Here is a 15,636-nt window from a genome sequence, read left to right on the forward strand (position 1 = left end):
GTCGACCGCCGTGAGAGAGGTCTGCGTCACACCTTGACGAGCATCTTGCCGAGGTTGTCGCCGCGCAGCAGGCCGAGGAACGCGGCCGGGGCGTTCTCGATGCCGTCCACGATCGTCTCGTCGTAGGACAGTGTGCCGTCGTGCAGCCAGCCCGAGACGTCGCGCACGAACGCCGCCCGCACGTCGTTGTGGTCGTTGACCAGGAAGCCGCGCAGGGTGAGCCGCTTGCCGATGACCAGCGCCAGGTTGCGCGGGGCGGCCGGCGGCTCGGTGGCGTTGTACTGCGCGATCATGCCGCAGATGGCGGCCCGGCCGTGCAGGTTCATGGCCAAGATCGCGGCCTCCAGGTGGTCACCGCCGACGTTGTCGAAGTAGACGTCGACGCCGTCCGGGGCGGCCGCCCGCAGCGACTCACGGACCCCGTCGTGGTAGTCGAATGCGGCGTCGAAGCCCAGCGCCCGCAGCCGCTCGACCTTGGCCGGCGAGCCGGCACTGCCGATCACCCGGCCGGCGCCCTTGAGCTTGGCGATCTGGCCGACCAGGCTGCCCACCGCGCCGGCCGCGGCGGAGACGAAGACCGTCTCGCCGGGCTTCATCGCGGCCACCTCCAGCAGACCGGCGTACGCGGTCAACCCGGTCATGCCGAGCACGCTCAGGTACGCGCTGACCGGGGCGACGCTCGGGTCGACGGGGCGGGCCGCGGCGGCGTCGAGCAGCGCGTACTCCCGCCAGCCCAGCCCGTGCAGGACTGTGGTCCCGACGGCGATGTCCACCGCCTCGCTGGCCACCACCTCGCCGATCGCGGCACCGTCGAGCGGCGCGTCGAGCGCGAACGGCGGCACGTACGACTTGACGTCGTTCATCCGTCCGCGCATGTACGGGTCGACGGACATGTACTGGTTGCGGACCACGATCTGGCCCGGTCCGGGCGTCGGAACCTCGGTCTCGACGAGCCGGAAGGTGTCTTCGGTGGGCCAGCCCTGAGGGCGGCTGGCCAGGTGGATCTCGCGGTTGCTGGTCACGGCGTGGTCGTCCTCTCGTCCGCGGATGGGGGCCTGGGGCCGCGAGGTCACGCGGACAGGGTCTCGCGGACGGTCAGGGTGACGTCGACGTTGCCACGGGTGGCGTTGGAGTACGGGCAGACCTGGTGGGCCTGCTCGACGATCTGCTCGGCGACCTCGCGGGGCGCGGCGGGCAGGTCGACGACGAGCTGCACGGTGAGCCCGAAGCCGCCGCTGCCGTTCGGGCCGATGCCCACCTCGGCGCCGACCACGGAACCGGTCACGTCGGCCTTGGCCCGGCGGGCCACCAGCCGCAGGGCGCTGTGGAAGCAGGCCGCGTAACCGGCGGCGAAGAGCTGCTCGGGGTTGGCCGCGCCACCGGCGCCGCCCATCTCCTTCGGCACGGCCAGGTCGAGTGCGAACGTGCCGTCGGAGGTCTCGACGTGGCCGTCCCGGCCGTCGCCGGTGGCGGTCGCGGACGCGGTGTAGACAACCTGCATGGTGGTCACTGCTCCTTCTGTCGGTGAATGGTGTCGGTGACCCGGGTGAGGGTGTCGCGCAACGCGACGAGCTCGTCGAAGCTCAGCCCGGTGGCCTGCGCGATCCGCAGCGGGACGTCGCAGACCCGCTCGCGCAGCGCCCGGCCCTGTTCGGTGAGGCCCACCTCGACCCGCCGCTCGTCGCGGGCCGAGCGCCGCCGCACCACCAGGCCCGCACCCTCCAGCCGCTTGAGCAGCGGGGAGAGCGTGCCGGAGTCCAGCCGCAGCTCGGTGCCCAACTCGGACACCGTGGGGGCGTCGTCGGGACGCTCCCAGAGCACCAGCAGCGCCAGGTACTGCGGGTAGGTCAACCCGACCTCGTCGAGGATCGGCCGGTAGACGTCGGTCAGTGCGCGCGACGCGGCGTAGAGCGCGAAGCACACCTGCCGGCGCAGCACCAGGTCATCGGTCACCGCTGAACCGTAGCCCACAATTAAGTTGTGCACAATCTATCTGGCCACGGGACGGCCGGCAGGCCACCCGGGCGGGGACCTCAGCGATCGCCGAGGTACGCCTCCAACTCCACCTCGACCAGGTGCTCCGGGTCCACCAGACCGGCCACCACCACCAGGGTGGCCGCCGGCCGGACCGCGCCGAAGACCGCGTTATGCGCCCGGCCCACCTCGTCGGCGTGCAGCCGGTCCGTCACGTACATCCTGGTCCGGACCACATCGCCCGGCTCCGCACCCACCTCGGCGAGCGCGGCCAACCCGATCCGCAGCGCCTGCGCGGTCTGCGCTGCCGCGTCACCGACGTGCACCACCCGGCCGTCCACAGTCGCCGTGCAACCAGCCGTCCAGGCCCGCTCACCGGCCCGGACCACCCGGGAGTACCCGTAGCGCTGCTCCCACGGGCCGCCCGACCCCAGCCGGGTCGTCGTCACGCCTCAGCCAGCGTCCGCAGCGCCTCGGCCACCGTGAAGGCACCCGCGTAGAGCGCCTTGCCGGCGATCACGCCCTCCACCCCGGCCGACTCCAGGGTCGCCAACGCCCGCAGGTCGTCCAGGGTGGACACCCCACCCGAGGCGATCACCGGCCGGTCCGTACGGGCACACACCTCGCGCAGCAGATCCAGGTTCGGCCCGCGCATCGTGCCGTCCTTGGTGATGTCGGTGACCACGTACCGACTCGCGCCCGCCTTGTCCAGCCGCTCCAGCACCTCGTACAGGTCACCACCGTCACGGGTCCAACCCCGCGCCGACAGGGTGTGACCCCGTACGTCCAGCCCGATGGCCACCCGGTCGCCGTACTCCGCGACCACCCGGTCACACCAGACCGGGTCCTCCAGGGCGGCGGTCCCGATGTTCACCCGGGCCGCGCCGGTGCCCAGCGCCGCACGCAGCGACTCGTCGTCCCGGATGCCCCCGGAGAGCTCCACCTTCACGTCCAACTGCCGCACCACCTCCGCGAGCAGGTGCGCGTTGGTGCCCCGACCGAACGCGGCGTCCAGGTCGACCAGGTGGATCCACTCCGCGCCGTCCTGCTGCCAGGCCAGCGCCGCGTCCAACGGGTCGCCGTAGATGCTCTCGCTTCCGACGGCGCCCTGCACGAGCCGGACGGCCCGGCCGTCAGCGACATCCACGGCGGGTAACAGGGTGAGGCTCAAGGTCTTCTCCTCGATCAGGTACGACGGTCCAGGGCGATCACCACGATCGCCGGCAGTACGAGCAGCAAGAGCACGATCAGCGCGATACGCAACGCCAGGTTGTCGACGAACGTCCAGATCAGGAGCAACGCCGCGCCGGTGAGCAGCACGATCGCGGCCCGCTCGCCCCGAGTGTGCCGGGCCAGCCGCCCGGAGCGACCCCGCCGCAGCCGCGGCGTCAAGTTGCGGACCACAGCGCGACGGCGTTGCCGCCGGGCGACCTGGCGCTGCCGGACCGCCCGTTCCCGGGCCTGCTCCGCCTCCCGCTCCGCCCGCCGGCGGGCACGCTCCCGGCTCACCGCGACGCCCGCCGCTCGGGCACCGCGCGACGGCGCTCAGTCACCGCTGGGCAACGTGGCGAGCCAGTTGCGCAGCAGCGCGGCACCGGTGTCGGCGGACTTCTCCGGGTGGAACTGGGCCGCCGACAACGAGCCCCGCTCCACAGCCGCGACGAAATCCGAGTCGTGGTGGGCGGTGGTCACCGTGGCACCGGCAGCGGCCAGCGCCGCCGGCTCGCCCATCGCGTACGAGTGGACGAAGTAGAACCGGCTCTGCTCCGCCAACCCGGCGAACAGCACCGACTCCCGCGGAGCGCGGACCGTGTTCCAGCCCATGTGCGGCAACCGGGTGGCGGCCAGCCGGGTCACCCCGCCGGGCAGCAGCCCCAGCCCCTTGGTCACCACTCCGTGCTCGTCACCGTGCTCGAAGAGCACCTGCATGCCCACGCAGATGCCGAGCACCGGCCGTCCGGCTGCCACCCGTTCGGCGATCACCGGGCCCGCGCCCAGCGCCTCGATCCCCGCCATGCACGCCGCGTACGCGCCCACACCCGGCACCACCAGACCATCGGCGGCAGCCGCCGCGGCCAGGTCGTCGGTCACCCGGACGTCCGCTCCGGCGGCGGCCAGCGCCCGCTCCGCCGAGCGCAGGTTGCCCGAGCCGTAGTCGAGCACCACCACGTCACTCATGTCGTCACCCCGATCACCCGTTCTCCGGCAGCAGCCGCAGCACCCCGGCGGCGGTGGCGAGCACCGCGAGCGCCGCGGTGATCAGCACGGCGGCCTTCGGCGCGCCCTGCCGGTAGAGCGACCAGGTGCCGCCAACCAGCACCCCGGCCAGGATCAGCAACAACGTCGGCAACGCGGCACCCATCAGAGCTGCCTTTCATTCGCGGCTGCGGGGCTCCGCTGCGCCGCACTCCTCGCGCTCATCAGAGCGCGCCCTTCGTGCTCGGGATCGCTCCGGCGGAACGCGGGTCGATCGAGGTGGCCTCGCGCAACGCGCGGGAGACCGCCTTGAACTGCGCCTCCACCACGTGGTGCGCGTCCGGGTGGCCACCCGGTCGGGCCGCCCGCAGCACGTCGACGTGCAGCGTGACCCGGGCCGCCTGGCCGAAGGACTCCCAGATGTGCCGGGTCATGCTGGTCGCGTACACCGGCCCGATGTACGGGGCGAGCACCGGCTCGTCGTGCACCACGTACGGCCGGCCGGAGAGGTCCACCGCGGCCCGGACCAGCACCTCGTCCATCGGCACTGTCGCCGAGCCGTACCGTCGGATGCCGGCCTTGTCGCCCAGCGCCTGGTCGAACGCCGCACCCAGGGCGAGCGCGGTGTCCTCGATCGTGTGGTGCGCGTCGATCTCCAGGTCACCCACTGTGCGCACGGTCAGGTCGAAGCCGCCGTGCCGGGCGATCTGGTGCAGCATGTGGTCGTAGAAGCCGACGCCGGTGCTGATCTCGGCGGCACCGGTGCCGTCGAGATCGATCTCGACGAGGACCTTGGTCTCCTTGGTGATCCGTTCCACCCGGGCGGTCCGACTCATTGCGAAGTCTCCATTGCAGAAAGAAAGGCGTCGGTCTCGGCGGCGGTGCCGGCGGTCACCCGCAGCCAGCCGGGCAGGCCGACGTCACGGACCAGCACACCCTGCGCCAGCAGGGCGTTCCAGACGATGGTCTGGTCGCCGCCCACCTCGAAGAGCACGAAGTTGGCGTCGCTGTCGGCGACCCGCAACCCCCGCTCGCGCAGCGTCGCCACGATCCGGTCCCGCTGCGCCATGATCGCGCTCACCGTACCGAGAAGGGCGTCGCGGTGGGCCACCGCCGCGCGTGCGGCGGCCTGGGTGAGCGCGGAGAGATGGTACGGCAAACGGACGAGCTGCACCGCCCGCACGACCGCCGGGTCGGCGGCCAGGTAACCCAGCCGGCCACCCGCGAAGCCGAACGCCTTGCTCATCGTCCGGGTGACCACCAGCCGCGGGTGGCCGGGCAGCACCGCGAGGGCGCTGATCGTCCCGGGTCGGGCGAACTCGGCGTACGCCTCGTCGACGACCACCATGCCGGGCGCGACGTCGAGCACCGCGGCGATCACCGCCGGGTCCAGTGCCGTGCCGGTGGGGTTGTTCGGCGAGCAGAGGAAGACCACGTCCGGCCGGTGCTCGCGGACCTGGGCGACCGCCTCCTCGGCGGTCAACCCGAAGTCGACGCCGCGCGCGGCGGGCACCCACCGGGTGCTGGTGCCGAGGGCCAGCAGCGGGTGCATCGAGTACGCCGGAACGAAGCCGAGCGCGGTGCGCCCCGGCCCGCCGAACGCCTGGAGCAGCTGCTGCTGGATCTCGTTGGAGCCGTTGGCAGCCCACACCTGGTCGACGGTGAGCCCGTGCCCGAGATATTCGGCGAGGTCGGCGCGGAGCGCCACAGCGTCCCGGTCCGGGTAGCGGTTCAGCTCGCGCAGCTCGGCCGCGAGCGCCTTGCCGATCGCCTCGACCACCGGCTCCGGCACCGGGTGGGAATTCTCGTTGGTGTTGAGCCGCACCGGCACGTCCAACTGCGGCGCCCCGTACGGCGACAGCCCCCGCAGGTCGGCCCGGATCGGCAGATCGTCCAGGCTGGTCACGCCGCCCCTCCCGGGAAACGGGCCTGGACCGCCTGGCCGTGCGCCGGCAGGTCCTCCACGTTGGCCAGGGTGACCACGTGCGGGGCCACGTCACGCAGCGCGGCCTCGGTGTATTCGATCAGGTGCACGCCGCGCAGGAACGACTGCACGGACAGGCCGGAGGAGTGCCGGGCACAGCCGCCGGTGGGCAGCACGTGGTTGGAGCCCGCGCAGTAGTCGCCGAGCGACACCGGCGACCAGGCGCCCACGAAGATCGCCCCGGCGTTGCGGACCCGCAGCGCCCACTCCCGGGCGTCGACCGTCTGGATCTCCAGGTGCTCGGCCGCGTACGCGTCGACCACCCGAAGCCCGGCCTCGAGGTCGTCGACCAGGACCACGCCACTCTGCTCACCGGTCAGCGCCGTGGTGACCCGCTCGGTGTGCTTGGTCGCCGGCACCTGCCGGGCCAACTCCGCCTCGACCGCCTCGACCAGCGCCACCGACGGGGTGACCAGCACGCTCGCGGCGAGCGGGTCGTGCTCGGCCTGACTGATCAGGTCGGCGGCCACGTGCGCCGCGTCGGCGGTGTCGTCGGCCAGGATGGCGATCTCGGTCGGCCCGGCCTCGGCGTCGATGCCGACAACGCCGCGCAGCAGCCGCTTGGCGGCGGTCACCCAGATGTTGCCGGGGCCGGTGATCAGGTCGACGGGGTCGCACCGCAGCTCACCCGCCGGGTCCACCGCCGCGCCGTACGCCAGCATCGCCACCGCGTGGGCCCCGCCCACGGCGTACACCTCGTCGACGCCGAGCAGCGCGCACGCGGCGAGCACCCGGGCATCGGGCAGGCCGCCGTTGTCCTTCTGCGGCGGGCTGACCACCACCAGCGAGCGCACCCCGGCCGCCTGGGCGGGCACCACGTTCATCACCACTGTCGACGGGTACATCGCCAGGCCACCGGGCACGTAGAGGCCGACCCGGTCGACCGGCAGCCACCGCTCGGTGACGGTGCCGCCGGGCACCACCTTCGTGGTGTGGTCGGTGCGCCGCTGGTCGGCGTGCACCCGGCGGGCCCGGGCGATGGACTCCAGCAGCGCGGCACGCACCGCCGGGTCGAGCACCCCCTCCGCCTCGGTGATCGCCTCGACCGGCACCCGCAGCACCTCCGGGGAGATGCCGTCGAACCGTTCGCTTGCCTCCCGGATCGCTGGGTACCCATGCTCACGGACCGCCTCCACCAGGGGCCGGATGCGCTCGACGGCGACGGACACGTCGAGCTGGGCACGGGGCAGCAGGCGGCGCGGGTCACCGAGACCGTCGCGCAGGTCGATCCGATTCAGCACCCTTGCGAGTCTAGGCGGCCGGCCCGACGTCCACCCGGGCCGCCCGTCCGCCGGGACGGTGAGCCGGGCCACGCCCCCGGTGCCGAGATTGGTTAGGCTCGACCATGTGACCGCACGGCTGCCGGTTTTCCCGCTCGCAACGGTGCTCTTTCCCGGGTTGGTGCTGCCGCTGCACATCTTCGAGGAGCGCTACCGGGCGCTGGTCCGGCACCTGGTCGGCCTGCCCGACGGCGCCCCGCGCGAGTTCGGCGTGGTGGCCATCCAGGCCGGCTGGGAGGTCGCGCCCGCCGGTCCCGCCGGCGCCCCGGCCAGGTCGAGCGTCGGCGAGGTGACGCTGCACGAGGTGGGCTGCACCGCCGAGCTGCGCCAGGTGACCGAGTTGACCGACGGTGGCTTCGACATCGTCACGGTCGGCCGCCGCCGGTTCCGCATCGCCGAGGTCGACGACAGCGCCGAGCCCTACCTGACCGCCGACGTCGAGTGGCTGCCCGACCCGGGCGGCCCGGACGAGGTGGCCGATCTGCTGGCCGCCCGGGTGATCGCGGTGTTCCGGCAGTACCTCGGCCTGATCCGCTCCGACCCGGAGGAGATCTCCGAGCAGTTGCCGGAGGACCCGACTGTGCTCTCGCACCTGGTGGCGGCGACCGCGGCGCTCACCGTCGACGACCGGCAACGGCTGCTGGCGATCGACGACACCGCCTCCCGGCTCCGCGCCGAGCTGCGGTTGCTCAACCGCGAGGCGGCTCTGCTGCGTCAGGTGCGGGCGGTTCCGGTGCCGTTGTCGGAGCTGGCGTCCCCGCCGACACCCAACTGAACTCCCCCGGCTCGGGCTCCGGGCGTAGCCCCGGCCACCGCGACCAGCCGGCCAGCAGGGTGTACATGACCGCGGCCCCGAACGCCGGCAGCAGCAGGTTGCCGTGCGGCACCGGCAGCACGCCGAGCAGCCAGTCCACTCCACCGGCCCGCAGGTCGGCGGGTTTACTGAATGCCTGCCCGGCCGGGGCGGTCGCCAGCAGCCGGTCGAAGGTGGCCAGACCGATCCGCCGTCCCACCTGCCAGGCCACCGGCGCGGCGACCAGGGTGCCGAGCACCGCGGCGAGCAACCCGACCGGGCCGCGCCGTCGACGCAGCACGAACCACAGGGTGAGTGCCACGAGCAGCCCGAAGGCGAGCCCGAGCAGGCTGAACCAGCCGTCGGCGGCGATCGGCTGCTCCGGTTGCGGCTCGGCGTAGATCGCCCCCTCGGCGGTCTTGAGCACCGGGGTGTCCGGCGCGAGCGCGGCCCAGAGCAGCCCGAGGGGAACACCCAGTGCGGCGAGCGCGAGCACGGCGCCCAGGACCGTCGCCAGGGCACGCATCGGACGACGCGGTTCGTCGAACCGAAGCTCCAACGAGCTCTGGTACGCCGCCGAGGCCGGCAGGTGGCCCGGACCGAACTCGTCCGGCGCGGTCCCGGCCGACGGGTCGACCTCCGGCGGTTTCGCCTCCGGCGTACGGGGTGGCGCGGGTTGGTCGGGCTCGTCGACTGGCCGCTCACGGTCGGGGTTGTCCGGGCTCACCCGATGATCCTCTCAGGCCCGGTGCGTGGCCGGGGCTCCGGTGGCGGCAGACCAGCTCACCGGGCGAACGGCTCCACCATCATCGCCGCGGCCCGCAACCATGCCTGCCGGGTCTCCGGTTGGAGCTGGTGGTACTCGATCGACGACCCGGTCTCCAGAGCCGGGTCGTACGGCACGACGGCCACGCCCCGGGTACGGGTGGCGAAGTGCCGCTCCAGGTCGTCCTGGAGCGTCGAGCGACCCGGGGTCGGGCAGGAGATGAGGGTGATCGCGTTGTCCGCCAACTCGCCCATGCCCTCCTCGTGCAGCAGGTCGAGCATCCAGTCCGCGCTGAACGCCGCGTCCTCCCGGGGCACTGTGGTCACCACCAGCTGGTCGGCGGCCTGCATCACAGTGCGCCAGTTGGGGCTCTCCACGTTGTTGCCGGTGTCCACGCAGACCACGTCGTGGGTGCGGCGCAGCAGCTCCAGCACCCGGCGGACGGTGAACTGGTCCAGGCGCTGGGCGAAGCGCGGGCTCTCCTCGCCGGCCAGCACGTCGTACGAGCCGTCGGAGGCGTGCCGCAGGTAGTCGTCCAGCCGGTCCAGCAGGGTCGCGCCCTCCAGGATCTCGATCTGGGCCAGGTCGCTGATCAGGTGCCGGATCGTCCGGGCGTGCCGGGCGCTGCCGGCGCGTAGGCCGAGGGTGCCACGCAGCTCGTTGTCGTCCCAGGCCAGCACACCCTTGCCGCGGACGCTGCCGACCGTCGCGGCGGCGAGCACTGTGGCTGTCGTCTTGTGCACCCCGCCCTTGGGGTTGGCGAAGGCGAACACCCGGGGCGTGCCCAGGTCCCGTTGGAGCACACCGTTGGCGCGCTCCTGCTCCTGGTCGACGGCCGGTGGGCGCCATTCGATCCGGGCCGGGTAGGCACGTTCGGCGACCGCCGAGCCGACCGCCGGGGCGGGTGGCGGCGGGACGGGCGGCGTGACTGGCACGACGACCGGCGGCGCGGGCGGTGGGGCGACCGGCGCGGGCGGTGGCGGGGCGGCCGGGTAGCCGGTCTCCGGCTGGTAGCCGGTCTCCAGCAGGGCGTACCGCGACTCCGCCGGCGGGTCGCCCGGTCGGTAGCCGTTGTCCAGCAACGCGTAGCGCGACGGAACCGGGTCGGGGCCGCGTGCCGGCGGCTCGGGCTCGGCCCGGTACGTCGGCTCGGCGCGGTAGTCCGGCTCGGCCCGATAACCGGGGTCGGCCCGGTAGTCCGGCTCGGCCCGGTAGCCGGGAGTGGCGAGGTAGTCCGGCTCAGCGCGGTAGCCCGGCTCGGCACGGTAACCGGGGTCGGCCCGGTAGCCCGGCTCGGCGCGGTGGTCCGGCTGCTCGGTCCGGTACGCCGGCTCCGCTCGATAGTCCGGCTCGGCCCGATAACCCGGCTCGGTCCGGTACGCGGGCTCGGCCCGGTAGTCCGGCTCGGCCCGGTACGCGGGGTCGGCCCGGTACGCGGGGTCGACCCGGTAGGTCGCCTCGGCCCGGTAACCAGGCTCCGCGCCGTACGACAGGTCGGCCGGATGCCCGATGGCGGGTGCCCGCCCGGCGTAGCCGTTGGGGGCCGCACGCCGGGGCAGTGGGTCCGGCGGCGGTTCCTCGCCGCGCCGCTCCGGCTCGGTCTGCTCCGCGCCGCGACCGCCCAGCCGGGCACGGTCCAACAGCGCGCGCCACCGCGGCGCTGGTTCGGCCGGCCGGCCCCAGCCGGTCTCACTGCCCTCCACGGCCCGCCCTCCCAGCGCCATCGATCTCTGTCTGACAGGCTACGAACCCAACCCTATTCGGACCACACCTCAGAGCGCACACCAGCCGGCGCAGATCACGACGACGGCGATGGCGGCGACGGCTCGACGAGGGTGGCGTCCGGCGAGGTGGTGACACTCGGCGGCGCCGACTCGGTGGGCTCCGGCTTCGACGGTTCCGGTGACGGAATCGTCACGACTGGTGCGGGTTCCGACGATTCGCCCACGGGGGCCGACGACGCCGGTGCGCTGATCATCGGCGCCGGCCGCTCGGACTGGGTCGGTGCCGGGCTCGGCCCGGTGTCGGCCGGCGGGCGCACCACGTCACGCTGCTCGGGCAGCGGCGGCGTGAAGACCGTCCGGTCCAGCCGGTACACCTCGGGGGCGGGGTCGACCGCCCGTACATCCGGCCGGGCCGCGACACCGCGCAGCGCCACCGGCGTCGCGCGAACCACCGCCGCGTAGACGCAGGCGCAGCCGGTGCGGTACGCGGTCGCCTCGGCGGCGGCCACCTCGGCGCCGCTGGCGTACTGCTCCCGCAACTCCCGCTCGCCCGGCCCGTCGCCGTCGACCGCGGCGGCCCTGGCCCGATAGTCTGCGGCCTCGGTCTCCTTGCGGGCCGCCACCTGTTCCATCCCGGCGACCACGTCGTCCGGCACCCGCAGCGCGGGGATCTTGACGATCTCGGTCTGCCGGCCGGGCAGCGGAACCCGCCCGAAGACTGTCGAGACCCCGACGTCGCCGAGCACCGTCGCCAGCCGCTGCGGAGGCAGGTACGCGTCGAGCGTGACCAGCGCGTACGTCCCGCCCTCGGGGGCCGGGGCGGACCCGGGCAGCGCGGCCAGGTCGGCCGCGGCGGACCGCAGGTAGCCGGGGACGGAGTCGCCGTCGGCAACGCCGACCCGGGTCACCTCGCCGACCGTCCGGTCGCCGACCGGAGTGTCGTCGACGGCCCACACGGCGGTGCCCAACACCGCCGCCGCGGAGAGCACCGCGGCCCAACTGAGCACGCCGGAGCGCGCCGACCGGTCGCCCAGCCGGGCCACGGCCCGGGTCAGCGGCGGCAGCAACCGCTGGTCCAACTGCCGCAGCAGGTTGCCGGCGCGCACGGGCGGGATCCCCTCTGTGGAACGGTGTCGGGCGGTCGCCGCTCAGTCACGCAGGATCTGAAGCGCACGGTCCAGGTCGTCAGGGTAGTCGCTGACGAACCGGACCTCGTCCCCCGTTCGGGGGTGCAAAAAGCTCAGTTCGCGGGCGTGCAGCCACTGTCGGGACAGGCCGAGACGGGCCGAGAGGGTGGGATCGGCGCCGTAGGTGAGGTCACCCACACAGGGGTGCCGCAGGGTGGAGAAGTGCACCCGGATCTGGTGGGTCCGGCCGGTCTCCAGCCGGACGTCGACCAGACTCGCCGCCGGGAACGCCTCCAGGGTGTCGTAGTGGGTGATGCTCGGCTTGCCGCCGGACACCACCGCCCAGCGGTAGTCGTGGGTGGGGTGCCTGTCGATCGGCGCGTCGACGGTGCCCCGCAGCGGGTCCAGGTGACCCTGCACCACAGCGTGGTAGCCCTTGTCGACCTCGCGGTACTTGAAGGCCCGCTTCAACGCCGTGTACGCCTGCTCGCTCTTGGCCACCACCATGATCCCGGTGGTGCCCACGTCGAGCCGGTGCACCACGCCCTGGCGCTCGGCGGCGCCACTGGTGGAGATGCGGTGCCCGATCGCGGCGAGCGCGCCGATCACCGTCGGCCCGGTCCACCCGGGGCTCGGGTGCGCGGCCACCCCGACCGGCTTGTCGACCACGACGATGTCGTCGTCGGCGTAGACGACCCGCAGGCCGGGCACCGCCTGCGGCACCACGGTCGGCGGTGCCACCGGCGCGGGCAGCGTGACGTCCAGCCAGGAGCCGGCCTTGACCTTGTGCGAATTGGGCCGGGCGGAACCGTCGACCAGCGCGTCCCCGGCGTCGACAAGGGCCGCGGCGGCGGTGCGGGAGAGCCCGAACAGTCGGGACACGGCCTGGTCCAGGCGCATGCCGTCGAGGCCGTCGGGAACCGGAAGGGAACGGTGGTCGCCGCCAGCGGCGAACGCGGAGGTCATGCCCGCTCCCGCTGCTCGGCGCCCGGCGCGGCGGCGTCCGTCGTGGCCGGGTCGCCGTCGCGTCCCGCCCGCCGGCCGTCACGCTGGCGGCCGGTCAGCTCCAACAGGACGGCCAGCAGCACGCCACAGACCAGCGAACTGTCGGCCAGGTTGAACACCGGCCAGACCTGACCGTACGGGTCGAAGAGGCTGATCATGTCGACGACGTGCCCGTGGAACGGGGACGGCGCCCGGAAGATCCGGTCGACGAGGTTGCCCAACGCGCCACCGAGCACCAGGCCGAGCGAGACCGCCCAGGGCAGCGAGCGCAGCCGCAACGCCATCCAGACGATCCAGCCGACCACACCGATGGTGATCAGTGGGAAGACCCAGGTGTGGTCCGCGCCGATGCTCCAGGCCGCGCCGCTGTTGCGGGTCAGGCTCAGGTAGACGAACCCGCCGAGCAGCCGGACCGGCTCCCGGTCGGTCAGCGCGGCCAGCGCGAGGTGCTTGGTGACCAGGTCGGCCAACAGGGCCACCAGGGCGACTCCGGCGAGAATCGCGACGGCCCGGGGCCGGCGGCTGCCGCCGCCCGGATCGGTGCGGCCGGGTTCGGCGGACGGTACTGCGGTCATGCGCTCCCCATCGACAGTCTTGGCGGTGATCGCTCACCGTCTCATCGCCGCCGGGGAACGGACCTCAGCGCCGCTCCTCCAGCTGCTTGCACGTCACACACAGGGTGGCCGACGGGAAGGCGGCGAGGCGCTCGACCGGGATCGGGTTGCCGCACCGCTCGCACCAGCCGTAACCACCCTCGTCGAGGCGCTCCAGAGCGCGCTCCACCTGCGTGATCCGTTCCAGAATGCTGTTGGCGAGAGAGATCTCCTGCTCCCGCTCGAGCGTCTTGGTGCCCGTGTCGGCCTGGTCGTCCCCGGCCGAGTCGGTCAGCCGATCGCGCTGCAGCTCGGTGATCTCACTCAGCGTCTGATCGTACTCGGCACGAAGCTCGTCCCGCCGCGCCGCCAGCGCCGCCCGGATCTTCTCGGTCTCCGCCGTGCTGCGGGTGGCCTTCGCCACCGGCTTGCGCCCGGCGGTCCTGGTGTCGGATGGCTTCGCCATGGGTCGCTCCCTCGGCCGGGGAACCGCGCGGTCCGCGGCGCCTGGTCAGGGGGCGCCGAGCAGGGCGTCCCCTATGTACGAAAAGGGGCGCACGGCGACGATCGCCGCGCACTCCGGAGGTTGGCAAGAATACGGAACGTACAGGCGTCCGACAACGTGCCGCACCGTCGCACCGTCTAACAGCCCCTAGCCCTGCCTAACTGGGGCAAAGGGAACGCTAGCAGATCAACTGGGCACCTCATCCCCGTACTCACCAAACCATCGGGCCAGACGACCCCGCCGACTGACCGCCCGCAACCGCCGTTCCGCCGCGTCCCGCACCCCTGCGGTCGCCACGATCAGCAGACTGTCACCGGTCTTGAACCGGGTTTCCGGGGCGGGCACGAAACCCACGCCGTCGCGCAGCACCAGGGTCACCGACGCGCCCAACGGAAGCCGCAGCTCGTCGACGTGCACGCCGGCCAGTCGTGAGCCCGGTGGCACCTCCACCTGGAGCAGATCCGCCCGCATTCGCTCCAGCGGCGCGGTCTCCACGTGGATCTCGGCGGCCTCGGCCGGCGCGGTCACCCGCAACCGACGGGCGAACGACCCCAGCGTCCCGGTCTGCACCAACGTGAAGATCACCACCAGCACGAAGACCACGTCGAAGAGCCGCTCCGCCCCGGGCACCCGCTCGGAGAGCGGAATGGTGGCCAGCACGATCGGCACCGCCCCACGCAGCCCGGCCCAGGACAGGAACGCCTGTTCTCGAAGGCCCACCCGGAACGGCAACGCCGAGACGGCCACCGACAACGGCCGGGCCAGGAGCACCAGGGCCAGCCCGGCGACCACAGCGGGCAGCACCGCCGCGTCCAGCCGGCCCGGCGAGGCCAGCAACCCGAGCAGCACGAACAACCCGATCTGGGCGAGCCAGGCCAGCCCGTCCGCGAAACCGAGGATCGCCTGCCGGTGCGACAGGCGGGCATTGCCCAGCAATACCCCGGCCACATAGACGGCGAGGAAGCCCGAGGCGTGCAGAACGGCCCCCGCGGCGTACGCCAACACGGTGATGCCCACCGCGGCGATCGGGTAGAGCCCGGCCGAGGGCAGCGCCGCTCGGCGCAGCGCCCAGGTGCCGGCGACGCCAGCGGCGACGCCCACCGCCGCGCCGACGCCCAGCTCGTAACAGACCAGCGCGACCTCGTACCACCACGGGTGCGCAAAGCCCTGGTGGGACAGCAGCACCACCAGCAGCACCACCGGGGCGTCGTTCATCCCCGACTCTGCCTCCAGTGTCGCCACCAGCCGGGGCGGCAACCGCAGTCGGCGCAGGGTTGCGAAGACGGCCGCCGCGTCGGTGGACGAGAGCACCGCGCCGTAGAGCAGCGCCAACCGCCAGTCCAGCCCCAGCAGCAGGTGCACGGCCACGCCGACCACCACGATGCTGACGATCACGCCGACCGTGGAGAGCGCGGAGGCCAGCCCGAGCACCGGGCGCAGCGTGGTCCACCGGGCGGTGAGGCCACCCTCCGCGATGATCACGATCAGCGCGCAGAAGCCGAGGGTCCGGGTCAGCTCGACGTCGTCGAAACGGATGCCCAGCCCGTTCTCGCCGATCGCCACGCCCAGAGCCAGGTAGACCAGGAGGCTGGGCACACCGAGCCGGGTGGAGAGTCGCACCGCGCCGACAGCTACCAGCAGCACGGCCGCACCGAGCAGCAGCGCGATGTCCAACCCGGGCGTCACGGC

General features: G+C 73.2%; 19 protein-coding genes. 1 reads left to right on the forward strand and 18 read right to left on the reverse strand.

Annotated elements, in window-relative coordinates:
• Positions 1–26: 26 nt before the first annotated feature.
• From ABZ794_RS22820 to hisD, 11 genes are all read right to left on the reverse strand, one after another.
• Positions 27–1,022: an NADP-dependent oxidoreductase gene (locus tag ABZ794_RS22820; protein WP_357517425.1), complete on the reverse strand. Its 996-nt coding sequence runs from the start codon at positions 1,020–1,022 to the stop codon at positions 27–29.
• A gap of 47 nt (positions 1,023–1,069) precedes the next feature.
• Positions 1,070–1,501, reverse strand: a complete 432-nt coding sequence (locus ABZ794_RS22825) for an organic hydroperoxide resistance protein (RefSeq protein ID WP_112668570.1) — start codon at positions 1,499–1,501, stop codon at positions 1,070–1,072.
• Positions 1,502–1,506: 5 nt separating this feature from the next.
• Positions 1,507–1,953, reverse strand: a complete 447-nt coding sequence (locus ABZ794_RS22830) for a MarR family transcriptional regulator (protein ID WP_238690640.1) — start codon at positions 1,951–1,953, stop codon at positions 1,507–1,509.
• A gap of 80 nt (positions 1,954–2,033) precedes the next feature.
• Positions 2,034–2,423 carry a RidA family protein gene (locus tag ABZ794_RS22835; RefSeq protein ID WP_357517428.1) on the reverse strand — a complete coding sequence of 130 codons (390 nt, stop codon included), beginning with the start codon at positions 2,421–2,423 and terminating at the stop codon, positions 2,034–2,036.
• The gene (priA, locus tag ABZ794_RS22840) at positions 2,420–3,145 is read right to left on the reverse strand and encodes a bifunctional 1-(5-phosphoribosyl)-5-((5-phosphoribosylamino)methylideneamino)imidazole-4-carboxamide isomerase/phosphoribosylanthranilate isomerase PriA (protein WP_091407754.1); all 726 of its coding nucleotides are present in this window, start codon (positions 3,143–3,145) and stop codon (positions 2,420–2,422) included. Before priA ends, ABZ794_RS22835 begins: the two co-directional genes overlap by 4 nt.
• 14 nt (positions 3,146–3,159) lie before the next feature.
• The gene (locus ABZ794_RS22845) at positions 3,160–3,483 is read right to left on the reverse strand and encodes a hypothetical protein (protein WP_210786194.1); all 324 of its coding nucleotides are present in this window, start codon (positions 3,481–3,483) and stop codon (positions 3,160–3,162) included.
• 36 nt (positions 3,484–3,519) lie between these two features.
• A complete protein-coding gene (gene hisH / locus ABZ794_RS22850) occupies positions 3,520–4,152 on the reverse strand; it encodes an imidazole glycerol phosphate synthase subunit HisH (protein WP_357517430.1) in 633 nt (210 codons plus the stop codon).
• A 13-nt stretch (positions 4,153–4,165) separates the two neighbouring features.
• On the reverse strand, positions 4,166–4,336 hold the full coding sequence (locus tag ABZ794_RS22855; RefSeq protein ID WP_210786196.1) for a hypothetical protein: 171 nt from the start codon (positions 4,334–4,336) through the stop codon (positions 4,166–4,168).
• Between the two features lie 58 nt (positions 4,337–4,394).
• Positions 4,395–5,006 carry an imidazoleglycerol-phosphate dehydratase HisB gene (gene hisB, locus ABZ794_RS22860; RefSeq protein ID WP_030334475.1) on the reverse strand — a complete coding sequence of 204 codons (612 nt, stop codon included), beginning with the start codon at positions 5,004–5,006 and terminating at the stop codon, positions 4,395–4,397.
• Positions 5,003–6,076, reverse strand: coding sequence for a histidinol-phosphate transaminase (locus ABZ794_RS22865; protein WP_210786197.1), 1,074 nt, complete (start codon positions 6,074–6,076; stop codon positions 5,003–5,005). The genes hisB and ABZ794_RS22865 overlap by 4 nt, the downstream gene beginning before the upstream one ends.
• Complete coding sequence (gene hisD, locus ABZ794_RS22870) at positions 6,073–7,395, reverse strand: histidinol dehydrogenase (protein ID WP_238690638.1); 1,323 nt, start codon at positions 7,393–7,395, stop codon at positions 6,073–6,075. Before hisD ends, ABZ794_RS22865 begins: the two co-directional genes overlap by 4 nt.
• Positions 7,396–7,501: 106 nt before the next feature.
• Here hisD and ABZ794_RS22875 point away from each other — a divergent pair, with 106 nt between their 5' ends.
• The gene (locus tag ABZ794_RS22875) at positions 7,502–8,209 is read left to right on the forward strand and encodes an LON peptidase substrate-binding domain-containing protein (protein WP_210786199.1); all 708 of its coding nucleotides are present in this window, start codon (positions 7,502–7,504) and stop codon (positions 8,207–8,209) included.
• On the opposite strand, the gene ABZ794_RS22880 is transcribed toward ABZ794_RS22875, so the two are convergent.
• The 7 genes from ABZ794_RS22880 to ABZ794_RS22910 form a co-directional block, all read right to left on the reverse strand.
• Positions 8,124–8,954: a DUF2567 domain-containing protein gene (locus tag ABZ794_RS22880; protein WP_210786200.1), complete on the reverse strand. Its 831-nt coding sequence runs from the start codon at positions 8,952–8,954 to the stop codon at positions 8,124–8,126. The two genes, ABZ794_RS22875 and ABZ794_RS22880, sit on opposite strands and share 86 nt — an antisense overlap.
• Positions 8,955–9,010: 56 nt before the next feature.
• Positions 9,011–10,717, reverse strand: coding sequence for an AAA family ATPase (locus ABZ794_RS22885; protein ID WP_210786201.1), 1,707 nt, complete (start codon positions 10,715–10,717; stop codon positions 9,011–9,013).
• Positions 10,718–10,791: 74 nt separating this feature from the next.
• Entirely contained in the window at positions 10,792–11,823 is a 1,032-nt protein-coding gene (locus ABZ794_RS22890) for a hypothetical protein (protein ID WP_210786202.1), read from the reverse strand.
• Positions 11,824–11,865: 42 nt separating this feature from the next.
• Positions 11,866–12,810, reverse strand: a complete 945-nt coding sequence (locus ABZ794_RS22895) for an RluA family pseudouridine synthase (RefSeq protein WP_210786203.1) — start codon at positions 12,808–12,810, stop codon at positions 11,866–11,868.
• The gene (gene lspA / locus ABZ794_RS22900) at positions 12,807–13,424 is read right to left on the reverse strand and encodes a signal peptidase II (RefSeq protein ID WP_210786204.1); all 618 of its coding nucleotides are present in this window, start codon (positions 13,422–13,424) and stop codon (positions 12,807–12,809) included. Before lspA ends, ABZ794_RS22895 begins: the two co-directional genes overlap by 4 nt.
• Before the next feature lie 64 nt (positions 13,425–13,488).
• Positions 13,489–13,908, reverse strand: coding sequence for a TraR/DksA C4-type zinc finger protein (locus tag ABZ794_RS22905; RefSeq protein ID WP_091407724.1), 420 nt, complete (start codon positions 13,906–13,908; stop codon positions 13,489–13,491).
• 225 nt (positions 13,909–14,133) lie between these two features.
• On the reverse strand, positions 14,134–15,633 hold the full coding sequence (locus ABZ794_RS22910) for a potassium/proton antiporter (RefSeq protein ID WP_210786205.1): 1,500 nt from the start codon (positions 15,631–15,633) through the stop codon (positions 14,134–14,136).
• Between the last annotated feature and the right edge of the window lie 3 nt (positions 15,634–15,636).

It is taken from the genome of Micromonospora sp. NPDC047187 (assembly GCF_040643355.1).
Lineage (GTDB): Bacteria > Actinomycetota > Actinomycetes > Mycobacteriales > Micromonosporaceae > Micromonospora > Micromonospora salmantinae.